Annotated in this window: 16 protein-coding genes and 1 pseudogene; 10 read left to right on the top strand and 7 right to left on the bottom strand. The window is 73.7% G+C overall.

The window, feature by feature from the left end:
• Nucleotides 1-85: 85 nt before the first annotated feature.
• Nucleotides 86-1450, bottom strand: coding sequence for a bifunctional o-acetylhomoserine/o-acetylserine sulfhydrylase (locus ABD335_RS16475; RefSeq protein ID WP_344323519.1), 1365 nt, complete (start codon nt 1448-1450; stop codon nt 86-88).
• Nucleotides 1451-2134: 684 nt separating this feature from the next.
• On the opposite strand from ABD335_RS16475, the gene ABD335_RS16480 reads away from it, so the two are divergent.
• Complete coding sequence (locus ABD335_RS16480) at nt 2135-3325, top strand: extracellular catalytic domain type 1 short-chain-length polyhydroxyalkanoate depolymerase (protein WP_344323520.1); 1191 nt, start codon at nt 2135-2137, stop codon at nt 3323-3325.
• 112 nt (nt 3326-3437) lie between these two features.
• On the opposite strand, the gene ABD335_RS16485 is transcribed toward ABD335_RS16480, so the two are convergent.
• A complete protein-coding gene (locus tag ABD335_RS16485; RefSeq protein ID WP_344323522.1) occupies nt 3438-3719 on the bottom strand; it encodes a hypothetical protein in 282 nt (93 codons plus the stop codon).
• 252 nt (nt 3720-3971) lie between these two features.
• Here ABD335_RS16485 and ABD335_RS16490 point away from each other — a divergent pair, with 252 nt between their 5' ends.
• Nucleotides 3972-4112: a hypothetical protein gene (locus tag ABD335_RS16490; protein WP_344323524.1), complete on the top strand. Its 141-nt coding sequence runs from the start codon at nt 3972-3974 to the stop codon at nt 4110-4112.
• 77 nt (nt 4113-4189) lie between these two features.
• Here ABD335_RS16490 and ABD335_RS16495 read toward each other — a convergent pair whose 3' ends face one another.
• The 4 genes from ABD335_RS16495 to ABD335_RS16510 all read right to left on the bottom strand — a co-directional run bounded on the left by ABD335_RS16495 (nt 4190) and on the right by ABD335_RS16510 (nt 7472).
• Nucleotides 4190-5290, bottom strand: coding sequence for a PP2C family protein-serine/threonine phosphatase (locus tag ABD335_RS16495; RefSeq protein WP_344323526.1), 1101 nt, complete (start codon nt 5288-5290; stop codon nt 4190-4192).
• 185 nt (nt 5291-5475) lie between these two features.
• Nucleotides 5476-5949 carry a CBS domain-containing protein gene (locus tag ABD335_RS16500; protein WP_344323528.1) on the bottom strand — a complete coding sequence of 158 codons (474 nt, stop codon included), beginning with the start codon at nt 5947-5949 and terminating at the stop codon, nt 5476-5478.
• Nucleotides 5950-6284: 335 nt separating this feature from the next.
• Entirely contained in the window at nt 6285-7193 is a 909-nt protein-coding gene (locus tag ABD335_RS16505; protein WP_344323530.1) for a universal stress protein, read from the bottom strand.
• 30 nt (nt 7194-7223) lie between these two features.
• A complete protein-coding gene (locus ABD335_RS16510) occupies nt 7224-7472 on the bottom strand; it encodes a hypothetical protein (RefSeq protein ID WP_344323532.1) in 249 nt (82 codons plus the stop codon).
• Between the two features lie 395 nt (nt 7473-7867).
• Between ABD335_RS16510 and ABD335_RS16515 the strand changes: the two genes are divergently transcribed.
• The 4 genes from ABD335_RS16515 to ABD335_RS16530 all read left to right on the top strand — a co-directional run bounded on the left by ABD335_RS16515 (nt 7868) and on the right by ABD335_RS16530 (nt 10908).
• Complete coding sequence (locus tag ABD335_RS16515; RefSeq protein WP_344323534.1) at nt 7868-8683, top strand: endonuclease I family protein; 816 nt, start codon at nt 7868-7870, stop codon at nt 8681-8683.
• A gap of 248 nt (nt 8684-8931) precedes the next feature.
• Complete coding sequence (locus ABD335_RS16520; protein WP_344323536.1) at nt 8932-9411, top strand: nucleoside deaminase; 480 nt, start codon at nt 8932-8934, stop codon at nt 9409-9411.
• Nucleotides 9412-9579: 168 nt separating this feature from the next.
• A complete protein-coding gene (locus ABD335_RS16525) occupies nt 9580-10308 on the top strand; it encodes a class I SAM-dependent methyltransferase (protein ID WP_344323538.1) in 729 nt (242 codons plus the stop codon).
• 171 nt (nt 10309-10479) lie between these two features.
• Nucleotides 10480-10908 (top strand): OsmC family protein, encoded by a 429-nt coding sequence (locus ABD335_RS16530; protein WP_344323539.1) that lies wholly within the window; start codon nt 10480-10482, stop codon nt 10906-10908.
• Nucleotides 10909-10974: 66 nt separating this feature from the next.
• Here the strand turns inward: ABD335_RS16530 and ABD335_RS16535 are convergent, their stop codons facing one another.
• Nucleotides 10975-11292: a cholesterol oxidase substrate-binding domain-containing protein gene (locus tag ABD335_RS16535; RefSeq protein WP_425583653.1), complete on the bottom strand. Its 318-nt coding sequence runs from the start codon at nt 11290-11292 to the stop codon at nt 10975-10977.
• A 533-nt stretch (nt 11293-11825) separates the two neighbouring features.
• On the opposite strand from ABD335_RS16535, the gene ABD335_RS16540 reads away from it, so the two are divergent.
• The 4 genes and pseudogenes from ABD335_RS16540 to ABD335_RS16555 form a co-directional block, all read left to right on the top strand.
• Complete coding sequence (locus ABD335_RS16540; RefSeq protein ID WP_344323541.1) at nt 11826-13661, top strand: phage tail sheath C-terminal domain-containing protein; 1836 nt, start codon at nt 11826-11828, stop codon at nt 13659-13661.
• 7 nt (nt 13662-13668) lie between these two features.
• Entirely contained in the window at nt 13669-14193 is a 525-nt protein-coding gene (locus ABD335_RS16545) for a phage tail protein (RefSeq protein ID WP_344323543.1), read from the top strand.
• A gap of 16 nt (nt 14194-14209) precedes the next feature.
• Nucleotides 14210-14968 carry a T4 family baseplate hub assembly chaperone gene (locus tag ABD335_RS16550; protein WP_344323545.1) on the top strand — a complete coding sequence of 253 codons (759 nt, stop codon included), beginning with the start codon at nt 14210-14212 and terminating at the stop codon, nt 14966-14968.
• Nucleotides 14961-15356, top strand: a pseudogene (locus ABD335_RS16555) (hypothetical protein); the annotation flags it as partial. The gene ABD335_RS16550 and the pseudogene ABD335_RS16555, both read left to right, overlap by 8 nt.

Consider the following 15356-nt stretch of genomic DNA (forward strand, 5'->3'; position numbering starts at 1 on the left):
GGCCGGCCGCCGGCGGGAGCGGACGGGCCGGGCAGCGGGATCGGCCGCCGCTCGGTCGCCGTCCGCCCGGTGAGCCGCGCGTCCGTCACGACGAGGCGCCCTTCGCGGCCCGGAAGCCCGCCTCCAGGTCGGCCTTGAGGTCCTCCAGCGCCTCGATCCCGACCGACAGCCGCACCAGCCCGGGCGTGGTGCCGGTGGCCTCCAACTCCTGGGGGGAGAGCTGGCTGTGCGTGGTCGAGGCCGGGTGGATGATCAGGCTCCGCACGTCGCCGATGTTCGCCAGGTGGCTGAACAGCTCCACGCCGTCCACGAACCGCCTGCCCGCGTCCACGCCGTCCCGCAGCTCGAAGGAGAGCACGGCCCCCGCGCCGCGCGGCAGGTAGCGCCGCGCGGCCTCGTGCCACCGGCTCGACGGCAGCCCCGCGTAGTGCACCACCTCCACCTCGTCGCGCTCCTCCAGCCACTGCGCCAGCGCCAGGGCGTTGGCGCTGTGCCGCTCCAGACGCAGCGACAGCGTCTCCAGCCCCTGGAGCAGGAGGAACGAGGAGAACGGGGAGATCGCCGGACCGATGTCGCGCAGCAGCTGCACCCGCAGCTTCACCGCGTACGCGCTCGGACCCAGGTCGGGCCAGTAGCGCAGCCCGTGGTAGCTGGGGTCGGGCTCGTTGAAGTCCGGGAAGCGCTCGGCGTGCGCGCCGAAGTCGAAGGTCCCGCCGTCCACCACCACGCCGCCGATCGTCGTGCCGTGTCCGCCGAGGAACTTGGTCGCCGAGTGCACCACGACGTCCGCCCCGTGCTCCAGCGGGCGCAGCAGGTACGGGGTGGGCACGGTGTTGTCGACGATCAGCGGCACGCCCGCGGTGTGCGCCACCTCGGCCACCGCGGCGATGTCCAGCACGTTGCCGCGCGGGTTGCCCAGCGACTCGGCGAACAGGGCCTTGGTGTTCGGCCGGATCGCGGCCCGCCACGCGTCGAGGTCGTCGGGGTCCTCGACGAAGCTCACCTCGATGCCCAGCCTGGGCAGGGTGTGGCGGAAGAGGTTGTAGGTGCCGCCGTAGAGGGAGGCGCTGGACACCAGGTGGTCGCCCGCGGAGGCCAGGGTGAGGATCGCCAGGGTCTCGGCGGCCTGCCCGGAGGCGAGGGCGACGGCCGCGACGCCGCCCTCCAGGGCCGCCACCCGCTGCTCGAAGGCGTCCTGGGTGGGGTTGTGGATGCGGGTGTAGATGTTGCCGGGCTCGGCGAGCGAGAACAGGTCGGCGGCGTGCCGGGTGTCGTTGAAGACGAACGAGGTGGTCTGGTAGATCGGCACCGCCCGCGCGCCGGTGGTCGGGTCGGGGGCCGTGCCGGCGTGCACCTGCCTGGTCTCGAACGACCAGGCGCGGTCGGGGGCGTCGCCGGTCTCCGGCTCGGTTCCGTGGCCCGCCGTGACGGCGTCGATGGGCTGGTTCATGACATTCCTCCGTTGAGGGAGCGAGACGTGTTGGGACGGGGGGGATCGGGGCGAGGCCGGCCGCCGGCGGAGAGCCGACGGCGGGGGAAGCGGAAGCCGAAGCCCGGCGCGGACGAGGTGCTCGGTCCGACGGGGGCGTGGACGCGACGTGCGTCCGCGGACCGCGTCGGGCCGGAGCGGGGGACGTGGGGGAAGACCGCGTGAGGACGTGCGGGACGCTTCCGTCGGGTTCCCTGGAGCGGGGTGCGCGGAAGGGCGCGGTTCCCGGGCGGGACGCCGGACGGCCGTCAGCGACCGCCGTGGCGACACAGCGCGCTCGCCACGCGGAGGAGGTCCACGTGGTGTCTGGAGACAAGGCGCTCGCCGGTCGGCATGGGGAGACCCTGCCATGATCGGTGAAGGGGGGTCAAGGCGGGTGCACAACAGCGCACCGGGCCCAAGTCCGCACGCCGGTCGGTGATTTCTCCGGACGGCCGCGACCACCTCGCCGGGTGAACGCCCCTCGAAGGACGGGTGAAGTCCTTCCGGCGGAAGGTCGTGCTCCGGTGCCGTCCGGCAATGTGGGTCGACGCCATCCGCGCGGTCGTGGACCTGTGATTCCGACATCTTCGAGTGACCTGCGTCACGGCCCTACGGTGCGAGGGTCCTCATTTGTCAGGTCCCTTTCACAGGGAAGGACCCCCCATGAGAGCCACGACCCTCCTGCGCCGCGCGGGCGTGCTGTTGGGCATCCTCGCGCTGGCGTTCACCGGGCTGTCCGCCACCCCGGCGGCAGCCGCCGACTACGAACGCGTCACGGGCTTCGGAACCAACCCGGGCGCGCTGACCATGTACCGCTACCTGCCGGACGACCTGCCCGCGAACGCCCCCGTCGTCCTCGTGCTGCACGGCTGCACCCAGGACGCGACCGGCTTCGCGACGAGCTCCGGCTGGCGCTCGTACGCCGACGCGCGCGGATTCGCGCTCGTCGCCGCGCAGCAGGAGACGGCCAACAACGCCTCACGCTGCTTCAACTGGTTCCAGAGCGGCGACACCGCCCGCGGACAGGGCGAGGCGCTGTCGCTGCGCCAGATGGTCGCGCACACCGTGGCCGCGGTGGACGCCGACCCGTCCCGCGTGTACGTCGCCGGATTCTCCGGCGGCGGCGCGATGGCCGCGAGCCTGCTGGCCGCCTACCCGGACGTGTTCGCGGGCGGCGCGATCCTGGCCGGCGTCCCGCACGGTTGCGCCACGAGCATGGTCCAGGCGTTCGGCTGCATGAACCCGGGCACGACGAAGACCGCCGCCCAGTGGGGCGACCTCGTTCGGAAGCAGTACCCGGGATACGGCGGTCCCTGGCCCACCGTCTCGATCTGGCACGGCACCTCCGACACCACGGTCGTCCCGGCCAACGCCGGCGAGTCGGTGAAGCAGTGGACCAACGTGCACGGCACGGACGCCACGGCGGACGGCTCGGCCTCGCTGCCGGGCGGGGTGACGCGGAAGACGTACGAGGGCTCCGGCGGCACGGTGGTGCGGGACTACCGCGTCTCGGGCATGGGGCACGCCGTTCCGGTCCGCCCCTCGGAGGGCTGCGGCACGACGGGCGCGTACGCCGCGGACGTGACGTGCTCCACGGCGCACATCACCGCGGACTGGGGTCTGGGCGGCGCCGTCCCGGACCCGGACGACCCCGGAACCCCGGGCGACCCGGAGCCGTCCGCCTGCTTCACGGCGAACAACGACGCCCACGTCCAGGCGGGCCGGGCCACCGTCCGCTACGGCTACGCCTACGCGGTCGGCTCCGGCGACCTCCTCGGCCTGTGGAACACCTACACCGTCACCTCGCTCGCCCGGACCGGCCCCGACTGGTACGAGCGCGTGACGGCCTGCTGAGCCGACCTGTCCGTCCCGCCCCCCACCAGGCACCCGGCGCGCGGCCGCACGGCCGTCCTCGGGAGTGGGGGCGGGAACGGGCGACAGGACGGCGGGTCGGCGGATCGGCGCGTCATGCCGAGCGGCCGCCCCGGGACGCGTCGCGTTCGGCGAGGGCGGCCTGCGCGAGGAGGCGCCGTGCCAGTTCGCGCGCCTCGTGGGAGGTGAGCGCGGCCCAGGTGCCGGGCGCGCCGTCGCGGTCCGGGCCCAGGTCCAGGGTGACCCGACTGATCGGCGAGTGCGGCGCGGCCAGCCGCAGGCACTTCACCATGATCCTCCGGCCGCAGGAGGTCACCACCGGCTCCTCGCCGGTCGGGTGGAGTCGCGCTCGTCCTGTCTCCTGCACCGTTCCCACGCCCTTCCTCTCCTGGTCGTACAGCCGGGGGCACAGGGGACAGCGCCGTCCGGGCTCCACTTGTTCCCGGGAAAAAGTGATCTGCGCCCTTTGTCGCGGTGAGGCGGCCGTGGATGATGAGGCCGTCCCCACACCGGCGCGAGGCCGCGGGCCGAGGTCCTCCTCCCGTCCCGACGGCGACGAGAGCCCTTTCCCGTCTCGCTTCCCCGCCTCACCGCCGGACGAGCACTCGTCGATCAGGAGCGGTCTGCCATGGGCCAGCACGTGCACGTACGCATCAACCAGGGCCTGGAGGTCTCCGAGGAGGGAGACCTGATCGAACTGTCCCGCTGCCGGTGCGGCGCCACCTGGACCAGGACCTACCGGGCCGACGAGGCCGACCCCGAGCGCTGATCCCACGCCGGCTCCCCCCCCCACGCCCCCACGACGACCCCCGGTGATCCCGTCCGCCGGTCGCCGGACGACCGCGGTCAGCCGCCTCCCGAGGTGTCCTGTCGGCGGGTGACGGCCACGAGCGCGGCGTCGTCGTCCAGGGGTCCTCCGGTGTGCCGGGCCAGATCGGCGAGGAGGGCGTCCAGGATCGCGTCGGGCTCCGCCGGGAGGGGGCGGGACAGGAACGGCACGGGGTCGTAGAAGACGCCCCGGCGGTCGCGGGCCTCCACCACGCCGTCGGTGAACAGCAGCAGGGTCGCGCCGGGCGGCAGGGGGTGCCGCTCGACCGGCGCCCGCACGGGGCCCAGGTCGCCCAGGCCCAGCGGCAGGGCCGGCACGGCCGGGTCCAGTGGACGCGCCCGGCCCCGGTGGAGGAGGAGCGGTGCGGGATGCCCCAGGTTGACCACGCGCAGCGCGGAGCCGTCGGCGGGGACGTCGACGACGACGGCGGTGACGAAGGACTCGACGCCTCCCACCTCCTCGGCCTTGATCTCCTGGGCGCGTTCCTCCAGCCAGTCGACCACGTCGGGCAGGTCGGGGAGGCGGGCGGTGGCCTCGTGGAAGGTGCCGAGCAGCCCGTTGACGGTCCGCACCGCCTGCAGTCCCTTGCCCCGCACGTCGGCGATCAGCAGCCGGACGCTGTGGGGGGTGGGGCGGATGGCGTAGAGGTCGCCGCCGATCGCGGCCTCCCGGGCGGCGGCCCGGTACCGGACGGCCACGTCCAGCGGTCCGATGCGCTTCGGCGGGGTGGGGAGCACGGCGCGCTGGACGGCCTCGGCGACATCGCGGGCGTCCTTCAACTGCTGCCGGTCGTGGGCCATCGTCCGGTTCAGGAGCGCGGCCAGGACGGTCAGCACGGTGAGGCTGGTGAACGGCACGGCGTAGGCGGTGGAGACCGGGTCCGTGCCGCCGAGGTGGGCCAGGACCGTTCCGGCCGCCAGGGCCGCCACCCCGGTGGCGATCGTGCCCGCCAGGGAGTAGACGGGGGAGGCCAGCACGGGCGCGGCCGCCAGCAGGGGGAACACGTTGGTCCCCAGCGGGATGAGGACGTCGATGACGATCGCGGCGAGGACGACCGCGGCGGGCAGGAAGGAGGACCAGCGCCTCTGGCCGGCCGGAGGTGTGCGGTCGCGTGTCATGCCCTGCTGTCCCCGTGCTCCCGATTCGGTCGTGGAGAGGCTTGGTTCCAGTCTCCGCCGGATCGCGTCCCGCAGCGACCGGAGCGTTCCACGAGGGGGACGGGGCGCTCCGGCGGGTACACCGGCACCTCGCCGCCCCACCGGCCCCGGCCCCGGACGGGCCGACCCGCCGCCCGTCACCGACGTCAGCGACGCCGCGCGGAGGGCCGCAGGGCGGCGGAGGGCCGGGGCGGCTCGGGCGGTTCGTGGAGGACGCTCCAGGCCACCGGACCGAGCAGGTCGGACAGGCGCTGGAAGACGTCCAGGAACAGGTCGTCGACGCTGAGGACGCCGACGACGCGCCCGCGCCCGTCCAGGACCGGCAGCCGCCGCACACCGGACTTGCGGAACGCGTAGTAGGCGGTCGCGATGTCGTCGGCGGTCTCCAACGTGACCACGGACGACGTCATCAGCTCCGACACCGGGGTCTGCGGGGAGCACTCCCCGGCCAGGCAGCGCACCGCCAGATCGCGGTCGGTGACGATCCCGCGCAGCTCTCCCTCCACCACGACCAGCAGACAGCCGACCGCCTCCTGCCGCATGCGGAGGGCGGCCTGCCGGGCGGAGGTCTCCGGGGAGACCGTCACCGCCGGGGACACCATGTACTCACGGACCCTCATGCCCTGCCCCCTTCGCGTCGGGGTTCGTGTTCGGGCCCCGGGTCCGGATCGAACGGCGGCTCCGTGCCCGTCCGCGCGGAGCGGGACCGCGGGACGGAACGCGGAGCGGAAGGAGGCACGGCCGCCGTGCGGTCCGGCCCGGAACCGGCCGCTCGCGCTCGTCGACGGTCGGCACCCGAGTGCGCCCGTGCCCGGACCGTGCCCGAACCGCGCGGCGGCCGTGCCGCGGAGCCCGGCCTCCCGTGCCGACGCCTCGGACCGACGCCGTCGTCATTCCATCGTCACTCCGTCGGCCCCGCCGCGCATCCGGGGACCGGCGGTCCCGGGCACGGGCCCTACGCGGCACGCCGGCCGGGCGACGGGACGACGAAGACCGGGCAGCGGGCGTGGCGGAGCACTCCCTGGCTCACCGAACCCAGCAACATGCCGGCGAAGCCCCCGTGCCCCCGGCTGCCCACGACCAGACCGAGGGCGTGGGCGGACGCCTCGGTCAGGACCTGCACCGGGTGGCCCCGCACGAACTCGTGGCGCAGCACCACCTCCGGGTGGTCGGCGGTGCGGCCGGCCACCGACTCGTACAGCACACGGCGGCCCTCGTGCTCCGCCGCGCTCAGGTCCAGGACGCCGAGCCGCGGCGGACGCCACACGTACAGGGCCCTCAGCTCCGCCCCGCGCAGGGACGCCTCCTCGAACGCGAAGTCGATCGCGGTGGCGGAGTCCGGACTGCCGTCGACCCCGATCACGAAGTACGCCGGGCGCTGGGTGACGTGCTCCGGCTCCGGCACGACCACCACCGGACACGGGGCGTGCGCGGTGAGCGGCAGGCTCACGGAGGCGGAACCGAGCAACTCCTCCGTGCGGGACAGGTGCCGGGAGCCCACCACGGCCATCGTCGCGTCCCGCGCCTGCTCGCGCAGGGCCCACACGGGGTGGCCGTCCACCAGGTACCGGGAGACCTCCACCCCGGGATGCCGGTTCCCGACGAACGCGACCGCCTCCTCCAGCACGCGGTCGCCCGCGTCGCGCGCCACCTTCTCCCAGCCCTCCCGGAACTCCCACTGCTCCCGGCCCGTCCGGAACTCCCCCGACCAGTACCAGCCGGTCGTCATCCCCTGGGCGTGCACCAGCCGCAGCGGCAGGCCGCGCCGGGCCGCCTCGTCGGCGGCCCAGGCCAGGGCCGAGCGGCGGGACGGGTCGGGGTCCACGCCCACCACGATCGGTCGGCGTCCCCGTGTGCTCGTCATGCCGTCTCCGAGGTCGTCGGTCGGGATGGGCTACAGGCCCTGGGCGAGCAGGATCTCGTGTGCCAGCCGGGCGCCGCGGGCGGCCTCCTCCGGCAGGGAGACGTCCCGGGGCGGGGGCTGCTCCAGGCTCCGGGTCAGCACCCGGACGGCCTCGGCCAGGGCCTGCACCTGGGACTCCAGGACCAGCAGCCGAGCTTCCTGCGAGGACTGCGGACCCCGGCCGACGGGGGTGGCCGCGTAGGGGCCGGGGCCGGACTCACGCGAAGGGTTCGTGGTCATGTCGGACACCTTTCGTCCGAGGCGGCGGTGGCCGTCGTGACGGTGGGACGGGACGTCGCCCGAGTCACTCGGAACCGTCCTCTTCCAGTCTGCTCCGCATCGCCCGTGGGCGGCACGGGCGGGCCCGGGCCGGTCCTCCGCCGTCACGGCGGCGGAGGGGCGCCGGCGGGTCGGGCGACGGCGTGTCCGTGATCGGGTCACACTCCGTTCCGACGTCGTTCCCCGAGAGGCGGTGCCGTGAACGGCGGGCGACGATCGACGGTGCCGCGGCCCGTGTTGTGGCGGAGTGCCCGATGACCGATCTTGGCAGGAACATGACGCCGTGGCAGGCTCCGGGGGACCGAACGACCGCCGACGCCCCGCGACCCGGGGCGCGTTGGAGAGGACAGCCCCTCATGTCCCGTTCCCGCCGTTCCGTGGCCGGGGGCATAGCCCTGGCCGTGGCCGCCCTGCCGGCCCTGACCCTCCCCGCCTCGGCCGCCCCCGCCCCCACCGGCCCGGCCGCCGTGCGGAGCGTCGCCTCCTACGACGACACGTACTACGCACCCGCCCTGGGGAAGACCGGCACCGCCCTGAAGGCGGCCCTCCACGACATCGTCGACGACCACACCCGGCTCTCCTACAGCCAGGTCTGGGACGCCCTCGGCGACACCGACGAGGACCCCGCCAACCCGAACAACGTGATCCTGCTGTACACCGGCCGCTCCCAGGCCAAGTCCGACCACGGCGGGGACGTGGGCGACTGGAACCGCGAGCACGTGTGGGCCAAGTCCCACGGGGACTTCGGCACCACCGCCGGACCCGGCACCGACCTGCACCACCTGCGTCCCGCGGACGTCCGGGTCAACAGCATCCGTGGCAACAAGGACTTCGACGAGGGCGGCAGCGCGGTCGGCGGGGCCCCGGGCAACTACACCGACTCCGACAGCTTCGAGCCCCGCGACGCGGTCAAGGGCGACGTCGCCCGCATGATCCTCTACATGGCCGTGCGCTACGAGGGCGACGACGGGTTCCCCGACCTGGAGCCCAACGACCGGGTCGGCAACGGCTCCGCCCCGTACCACGGCCGCCTCGGCGTCCTGAAGCGGTGGCACCAGGAGGACCCGCCGGACGCCTTCGAGCGGAACCGCAACGAGGTCGTCCACAGCGAGTACCAGCACAACCGGAACCCGTTCATCGACCACCCCGAGTGGGTCGAGGCCATCTGGTAGGAGCCGTTCGGCCGGCGGGAGCCGTCCGGTGGGAGGCCCGCCGTACGGCTCGCTCCGCCCGGACCGGGGCGGCGGTCCGGGCGGAGCGAGCGGACGGACGGGCGGTCCCGGGGGCGGGCGCCACGGCGTCCGCGAAGGCGGACCCCGCGGGGAGGTGCCCGGCCCGCGGGCCGGCGGGGTGCGCCGAGGTGCGCCGGGAGGGCCCGAGCGCCTACGATCCGCCCGAGATCACACTCCGGGAGGCCGTCATGGTGGACGAAGCCGAGCTGCGGCACCTGCGCCGCTGCGTGGAACTGGCGACCGAGGCGCTGGAGGCGGGCGACGAACCGTTCGGCTCCGTGCTCGTGGGCGGGGACGGGACGGTCCTGGCCGAGGACCACAACCGCGTCGCCGGCGGCGACCGCACCCACCACCCGGAGTTCGAACTGGCCCGCTGGGCGGCGGCGCACCTGACCCCCGAGGAGCGGGCGGCGGCCACCGTCTACACCTCCGGCGAGCACTGCCCGATGTGCGCCGCCGCGCACGGCTGGGTCGGCCTGGGCCGCATCGTCTACGCCACCTCCTCCGAGCAACTGGCCTCCTGGCTGGAGGAGTTGGGAGTGCCCGCGCCGCCCGTGCGGATGCTGCCGATCCGGGAGGTCGCCCCCGGCGTGACGGTCGAGGGCCCGGTTCCCGAGTTCGCGGAGCGCGTGCGCGACCTGCACCGCCGTCTCCACGACCGGTCCTGAGCCACGGGCACACGGGTGGGGCGCTCGCGTCCCGCCGGCCGGGCACCCTGCCGCCGACGGGGGCGTGCGCGGAGGACGGCGGGCGTCGAGGGGCCTGCTCGGACCGCCGCGCGGCCCGTGGGAACGTCCCCCGAGTCCCGCCGCGGCACGGTCGTTACGGTGGTCGTCATGTTCTCACCCGAAGGCCCGACCTTCCGCGAGCTCACCGTGCAGGCCCTCTCGTCCGTCGAGCGCGGCTACGACCTGCTGGCACCGAAGTTCGACCTGACCCCGTTCCGGACGTCGGACCGCGTGCTGGAGGCCGTGACCCGCGCCCTCCGGCCCCTCGGCCCGTTCGGAACCGGGCTCGACGTCTGCTGCGGCACCGGCGCGGGCGTGGGCGTCCTGCGGCGGCTGTGCGAACGGCGGGCCGTCGGTGTGGACTTCAGCGCGGGCATGCTCGACGTGGCCCGCTCCACCGTCCCCGCGACCCCCGACGGGCCGGCGGTGCACTGGGTGCGGGCCGACGTCCTGCGGTTGCCCTTCGAGCGGTCGGTCGACCTGGCCGTCAGCTTCGGGGCGTTCGGACACTTCCTGCCCGAGGAGCGGCCCGCGCTGTTCGCGCGGGTGCACGCGGCGCTCCGGCCCGGCGGACTGTTCGCCTTCCCCGTCGCGGCGCCGCCCCGGGTCGGCTCGCGGCTCTACTGGACGCTGTGGGGGTTCGACGCCGTGATGCGCGTGCGCAACGCGCTGTGGCGTCCCCGGTTCGTCATGTACTACCGCACGTTCCGCCTTCCCGACGTGCGCGGGGAGTTGGCCGAGGCGGGGTTCGAGGTGGAGACCACGCCCCTGGAGGACCTGGGCCGGCGGTCGGACGGCAGCCCCCGCTGCCGGCTGGTCGTGGCACGGCGGAGGTGACCGCCGGACTCCCGCGCCCGGTTCTTCTCCTCGGGAGGACGAGTCGAACGCGTGGCGCATGCCGAGCCCCGACCGGTTCACTGCCTAGACTGATCGTCGCAGTTGTCTCACTGCCGCCAACTGCGTTGTTCCTCACGTGTTCCTTACCGCTCACCACCAGGAGTGACCGCCATGGCAACCGTCCGTACGGCCAAGACCCACTGGGAAGGCAACCTCCTCGAGGGCCAGGGCACCGTTGCCCTCGACTCCTCCAAGATCGGCACCTACGACGTGACCTGGGCCTCCCGCGCCGAGCAGCCCGGTGGCAGGACCAGCCCCGAGGAACTGATCGCGGCGGCCCACTCCGCCTGCTACTCCATGGCCTTCTCGCACGGTCTGGCGGGCAAGGGCTACACCGTGGAGAAGGTCGACACCCAGGCGGACGTCACCTTCCAGCCCGGCGAGGGGATCACCGCCATCAAGCTGACCGTCCGCGCCACCGTCCCCGGAGTGTCGGAGGAGGAGTTCCGGGCGGCCGCCGAGGACGCCAAGGCCAACTGCCCGGTCAGCCAGGCCCTCGCCGCCGTCAAGAACATCACCCTGGACGCCCGGCTCGTCTGACGCGGCCTCAGGGCGCACACCGCCACCGGACCGGCCGGTCCCGCTCGCACGGGCCCGGCCGGTCCGTCATGTCAACAGCCGGTCGAGGAAGGCGTTGGAGAACATCCGGTGCGGGTCCAGGCGGTCCAGGGTGGCCACCGCGTCGTCCCAGCCGGGCAGGGAGGCCGGCACCACCGTGCCGACGACCTCCGGATCGTCCCAGGCCGCCCGGTCGGTGTGGGCCCAGCCCTTGGACCACTCGACACGGGGCAGGGCGTGCGCCCCGTCGAAGGCGCGCAACAGGAAGCGCTCCACCTCGCGGTGGAAGGCCGGCGCGTCCGGCGTGCCGGGGAGGGTGAGGACGTCCGGCCAGACGGCCGTGTCCCCCTCCGGACGCTCGGGCACCGGCCGTAGCGCGGAGAGCGCCGGGGCACGGGCGCCGGCCGTGCCACCGATCCGGTCAAGGTCGTTTCCGCCCGCCGTTCCGCTGTACCGATTCCGCAGCCGGGAAACGCCCCATACTCGTCGCGCTGATCGCAAAGCGACGCGCCGAGGGTGCCGCGTATTCGGCTTATTATTGACGCCCGGGAGCGCCGATCATGCATGGCGTTGATCTTATGGGCATATTTTTTCGTCGCCATAAATCCCCCGGCATCGGCAAAATTCGAGGATGTCGCGCGCCCGGAGATCGGGCGACCCCGGATGACCGAAACCTCTCCTTGACGCTCCGTGTAAAGGCGATCGACACTCCCAGAGGAACTCACGCATCAGGAGTTGCGAGCCACTCGGCTTGGCCATGCGAAACCGACCGCGCATGGCGTGTGCGACGGGGGAAATGAACAACGCGTGCCGAGCGCGACGCTGCTCGCGCACCATTTCTTCACCCCTTCTCCTCATCTCTTGGTGCCCGAAGGGAATGGAGGGGAAAGCCGGTGCACATGGGCCATCCCGGCGTCTACATCGAGGAACTTCCCAGCAGCGTCCGCACCATTTCCGCGGTCACCACCTCGGTCACCGCGTTCGTCGGCCACACCCGTCGCGGCCCGCTCAACCAGCCGGTGCGGATCACCAGCTTCGCCGACTTCGAGCGCCGCTTCGGCGGGCTCACCGCCCAGAGCGCGGTCTCCTACGCCGTCCACCAGTTCTTCGGCAACGGCGGCACCGTGGCGGTGGTCGTACGGGTCGCCGCGGCCGGCACCGGCGAGGAGGCGCGCGTCACGCTGGAGTCGACGGAGGGGCACAACGCCTGCCCCGTCATGACCGTGCACGCCAAGGAACCCGGTGTCTGGGGCTCCCGCCTGCGCCTGGCCGTCGACCACGACACCCGCCACCCCGACGAGACCTTCAACCTGCGGGTCCTGGACACGGACGGCAGCACCCGCGAGACCTTCACCGGGCTCTCCATGGACCCCGACCACGGCCGCCACGTCGAGACCGTGGTCAACGCCGGCTCCGCGCTGGTGAGGGTCGACGTCGTCGGCGAGGGCAGGCCGGACCCGTCGGGCACGGTCTCCAAACCGTTCGCCGAGGAACTGCCGAACCTCGCCGTCGACCTGACCGTGAAGATCGGCGACGTCGAGCGGGAGTTCACCCTCCACGACCCCGACCGGGACGGCGAGCCGCCGCGGACCGTCACCGAACTGGCCCTGCTCCTGGAGCGCAAGCTGCGCGCCCTGCCGGACGCGCCCGGCAAGCGGGCCTTCGCGGGCGCGGAGGTCACCGCCTTCGGCCGTCGACTCCAGGTCGTCGCGGGCTCGACCGACCCCGACGACACCGTCCGCTTCATCGGCGAGTGCGCCAACGACCTCGGCCTGGAGGCCACCGTCAACCCGCCGGTGTTCCCGCTGTCCGGCGGCGTGGACGGCGACCCGCCCGGCCCGCGCGACGTCATCGGCGACGAGGCCGCCAAGACCGGACTGCAGGCACTGCGCGACGTCGACGACGTCAACCTCCTCTCCCTGCCGGAACTCGCGGCCTACGAGTCCACCGAGGACATGATCACGGTGATCTCGGCCGCGCAGGCGCTCTGCCGGGAGCGGCGGATCTTCCTGCTCGTGGACGCGCCCGGCTCCTGGGTCGACGTCGACAGCGCACGGGCCGGCCTGAACGCCTTCGACCCCGTGCGGGACGACCACGCGGCCCTGTACTTCCCGCAGGTGCAGCTGACCGACCCGCTCACGGGCCGGCTGCGCTCCTTCCCGCCCTCCGGCGCCATCGCCGGCGTCTGCGCGCGCACGGACGCCGAGCGCGGCGTGTGGAAGGCGCCGGCGGGCACCGAGGCGCGGCTGGCGGGCGTCCACTCGCTGAGCGTGCGGCTCACCGACCGCGAGAACGCCCTGCTGGGCCCGCTCGGCGTCAACTGCCTGCGCGCCCTCCCCGTCGTCGGGCCGGTCGTCTGGGGAGCGCGCACCCTGCGGGGCGCGGACGCGCTCGGCAGCGAGTGGAAGTACGTACCGGTGCGACGGCTGGCGCTGCACGTCGAGGAGAGCCTGTACCGCGGCCTGCAGTGGGTCGTGTTCGAACCGAACAACGAGCAGCTGTGGCAACAGATCCGGCTCGACGCCTCGGCCTGGCTGAACACGCTCTTCCGGCAGGGCGCCTTCAAGGGCACCACCCCGCGCGAGGCGTACTTCGTGAAGTGCGACAAGGACACCACCACGGACGCCGACATCGAACGCGGAGTGGTGAACGTGCTGGTCGGCATCGCTCCCGCCAAGCCCGCCGAGTTCGTGGTTGTCAAGATCCAGCAGATGGCCGGACAGTTCGAGATTTAGGAATCCGATGGCTGAGTTTCAGGTGAACGCCCAGCGCTTCGACCCTTACAAGAACTTCAAGTTCCTGGTGCTGTGGGGCGGGCGCACGGTCGCGGGAGTCAGCAAGATCAGCCCGCTGAAGAGGACCACCGAGGTGGTCAAGCACCGGCACGGCGGCGACCCGAGCACACCGCGCAAGTCCCCGGGCCGCTCCGAATTCGAGGGCATCACACTCGAACGCGGTGTCACCCACGATCCCGAGTTCGACCGCTGGGCCAACAAGGTGTGGCAGGTCGGCGCGGGTCTGGGCTCCGAGGTGTCGCTCGCCGACTTCCGCAAGGACATCGTGATCCAGGTCCTCAACGAGGCCGGACAGGTGGCCGTCTCGCACAAGCTCTACCGGACCTGGCCCAGCGAGTACCAGATCCTGGGCGAGTTGGACGCCAACGCCAACGCGGTCGCCATCCAGAGCCTCAAGCTGGAGTGCGAGGGCTGGGAGCGGGACTACGAGGTGCCGGAGCCCACCGAGCCGTCGTTCACCAACCCCGCCTGAGCGGACGGTCCGGCGCATGGCGATCACCGGGCCCGCGGAACTGCTGGCCGTCTGGGAGGCGGGGCTGGGGCGATCCGGCCCCGGCCGCGCCCTCCTGCTGCACCGCGCGGCCCGCCCGGAGGCCGGCGACGACGAACTGCTGTCGGTGCCGGTCGGCGAGCGGGAGGCGGACCTGTTCGCGCTGCGCCGCGCGCTGTTCGGCGAACGGATGCAGGTGCTGGTGGAGTGCGAACCGTGCGGCGAGGCCATGGAGTTCGACCTCGGCACGGACGGACTCGCCGCGCAGCGGCCGCGGCGGGACGGGCCGCTGCGGGTGACGGAAGACGACTGGAACGTCGAGTTCCGCCTGCCGACGGTCGCCGACCTCGCGGCCGTGGCCGAGGCGACCGCCCCGGGCACCGACGGCGGGTCCGCCCGGTCCCTGCTGATCGCCCGCTGCGTCGTCTCGGCCGAACGGGCCGGGGAGCCGGTCCCCGCCGACCGGCTGCCCGGAGAGCTGCCCGAGACGGTGCTGCGACGCGTCGCCGAAGCCGCCGAACAGGCCGACCCGGCCGCCGACGTGACGCTCAAGGTCTCCTGCCCGGAGTGCGGCGGAACGACCCGGGCCGAACTCGACATCGCCTCCTACCTGTGGGCCGAACTCGACGCCTGGGCGCGGGACGTGCTCCTCGACGTCCACCTGCTCGCCGGCGCCTACGGCTGGACCGAACCGGAGATCCTGGCGCTCAGTCCGTTGCGGCGCCGCTACTACCTGGAGCTGTGTGCGGATGCCTGACCACTTCGACCGGCTGCTGACCCGGTACGTCCCCGCGGTCGCCACCGCGGACGGCGGCCCGGGCGGCACGGACGGCCGCGCCCGGGTACGGCCGCGGCTGCCCGGACCGTTCGAGCGCGTCGACGCGCCGCGGGACGTCGATCTCCGGCCCGAGGAGGCCGACCCGTTCCTTCCCGCCGCGCCCCGGCCGGCCGCCCACCGGGGGGAGGGCCGGCAGACGGTCCGGCACGAGCGCGAGATCCGCACCGAGCACCGCACCGTCGTGCGCACCGACTCCCCGGCGCGCGACGAGGCCCCACGACCGTCCGCCGCCGTACGACCCGTCCCGCCGCTGCCGCGGCCCGCCGCGCGCACAGCAGCGGCGCCACGCCCGCCCGCCGCGCCCGGG

Origin of the sequence: Streptomyces macrosporus (assembly GCF_039533145.1) — a bacterium.
Taxonomy (GTDB): domain Bacteria; phylum Actinomycetota; class Actinomycetes; order Streptomycetales; family Streptomycetaceae; genus Streptomyces; species Streptomyces macrosporus.